Source organism: Paraburkholderia sp. NMBU_R16 (assembly GCF_013282575.1).
In the GTDB taxonomy this organism is placed as follows: Bacteria; Pseudomonadota; Gammaproteobacteria; order Burkholderiales; family Burkholderiaceae; genus Trinickia.
In genome coordinates, this window is record NZ_JAAAYE010000163.1 from 1 (window position 1) to 2,147 (window position 2,147).

Genomic DNA, 2,147 nt, shown 5'->3' on the forward strand with positions numbered 1-2,147 from the left:
GGAGCCGCTCCGCTCACGATTGGAAGCAGGCCATGAACCAATTCGCTATCCTTTACGCGGATCGATTCGTTCGACCATCCGTGTGAATCTCACCCCCGCCTTGAACACGGAAATTCTGACACTCCCCCGCAGCTCTATATCCGGCCTTGTTGCAGCCGTTACCGCTCGCTGCGGGCCTCTATGAAATCCGCTGACTCGCACCTCATTCTCCTAGCGAGCTAGAAGCTCTCGGACGCATACAGGTTTAGCGAGTCCCGGTCCGACCTGGCTTGTCATCACACTTGATTGCTGCGCAACCTTTCGACGTTCACCCTGTGTTAAACGTTGATCTTCTATCTCGCTTCTATCTCGCGCGAGGCCGTTCAGGCTGGCTTCACGCTCACGTAGTCACTTCGGTATGGCCGGTCATGAGCGAGCACCGCCCAGATCGTGCGCGCTATTTTGTTGGCCAGCGCGACGATCACGACATTCGTGGGCCGCCGCATCTTCATCTGCTCGACCCACGGGCCGGGCTCCCTGGCATGCGTCAGTACGCTGCGTGCACCGTGAATCAGCAGCGTGCGCAGATACGTGTCGCCCCGCTTGCTGATCCCGTGCAGGTTCACCTTGCCGCCCGAGCCCGTCTGCTTCGGCACCAGACCGGCCCACGCTGCAAACTCCCGACCTGAGCTAAATGCTTTCGCGTCGCCCATCATTGCCACTGCTGCGGTTGCTGTCAGCAACCCCACACCGGGAATCTCGCTGATCGCCTTCACGGCCCAGTCTTCCCGCTTCCATTCACGCATGCGCCGTTCGATTTCGGCAATCTGCTCGTCGAGCTTCGCCAGCCCGTTCCACTGTTCCCGCAACGTGTCGATCAGCGCCGCCGGCAGACGCTCCGCGAGCCGGCCCAGTGCCGCCGGCATTTCATTGTCCAGCTTCGCCCGACCACGGCTCATCACCTCACCGTACTCCGTCAGCAGGCCACGCAATCCGTTGCTCTGCATCGTGCGGAACTTCACCAACTGTTCCCGCATCCGGTGTAGCGCCAACATCGCCTGCTGCATTTCCGTCTTCACTGCGACAGGCTTGCCCGGTTGCTGCACCGCTAGCCAGATCGCTCGTGCATCCGCCGCATCGTTCTTGTTCCGTATGTTGAAAGCCTTCACGAATTCCGCCGGCAGCAACCTGACCTCGTGGCCCATCTTCATGAGCTGCCGGGCCCAGTGGTGCGCTCCGCCACACGCTTCCATCCCGATCAGGCACGGCGCACGGTTCGCGAAATGCTCCAGGAACTTCGCCCGCGTGATCGCCTTGTTCACGATCTCTCCGCTTGCCTTATCGACGTAATGCACCTGAAAAACCTTCTTGGCGATGTCCACGCCCACGGCCATACTGTTCATCGTGGATTCTCCGGTTGCCGGGAAATGCTTGCATTTTCCACCTGGGCACATCGATGCCGTTGGCCCGTGAGGATCCACCACCTTCCTCTGCTCTCAAGGCCTCGAGTGGGACGCGTTCATTTCAATTCTCCTTAGCTGTGGGGTATTTTGTATCGTGGGATGCGGTTCGCCTTGCACGTACCTGGGGCATCGTAGGGCATGCCTACCCGTTCGGAAAGGTTCTCCTCTCCTTAGCGGTCCACTATTTTATATCGTGAAATCCGCCGCGTATGCAGCCCTGAGGGCGTCTAACTGGTTGCAAGCGTCTACGTAGGCAATCTCCATCGCGGCAATCTCTGTGCGAATGCTTTCGGCCTCCCGCGCATCGCCTATGTCGTCTGCGACCTCAAGGGCATCGTCAAGGGCGTCCCAAGCCGCGTCGAGCGCATCTATGTCGTGCTGGAGCGCTTCCAAAGTTACGGGCTCGTCGTCGGGCATAAGGGCAAAGGAGGGCGATTTGCGGATTGCTGCTACTGCTTGCGCTACGCTATTCATGGTCTACCTCGCTGAATGTTTCGTTAGGACGGCTAGTCGGTTAAGCAAGGAGACTCGCTAAAGAATCGCCCTTGACGAACCGATTTCCTCGCCGGCCCGCTTGCGTGCGTATTCCAGGCAAACCGAACGCTCATTCCACGCTAAAGCGAACGCTGATTCCACGGTTATCCGAACGCGCATTCCACGCGCAAGCGAACGCTGCGGACGTGGCGATGCGGGCCTGAGCGTTTT

2 protein-coding genes are annotated in these 2,147 nt (G+C 59.3%); both read right to left on the bottom strand.

Annotated features, from left to right (window positions below; translation table 11 throughout):
* Nucleotides 1–362 precede the first annotated feature (362 nt).
* Nucleotides 363–1,382: an IS110 family transposase gene (locus GWC77_RS27465; RefSeq protein ID WP_173262559.1), complete on the bottom strand. Its 1,020-nt coding sequence runs from the start codon at nucleotides 1,380–1,382 to the stop codon at nucleotides 363–365.
* 246 nt (nucleotides 1,383–1,628) lie between these two features.
* Nucleotides 1,629–1,916 carry a hypothetical protein gene (locus GWC77_RS27470; protein ID WP_173262562.1) on the bottom strand — a complete coding sequence of 96 codons (288 nt, stop codon included), beginning with the start codon at nucleotides 1,914–1,916 and terminating at the stop codon, nucleotides 1,629–1,631.
* Nucleotides 1,917–2,147 lie beyond the last annotated feature (231 nt).

Excerpts from the sequence above, each read along its gene's own strand:
- GWC77_RS27470 (WP_173262562.1), bottom strand. The coding sequence starts at position 1,916 with ATGAATAGCGTAGCGCAAGCAGTAGCAGCAATCCGCAAATCGCCCTCC.
- GWC77_RS27465 (WP_173262559.1), bottom strand. The coding sequence starts at position 1,382 with ATGAACAGTATGGCCGTGGGCGTGGACATCGCCAAGAAGGTTTTTCAG.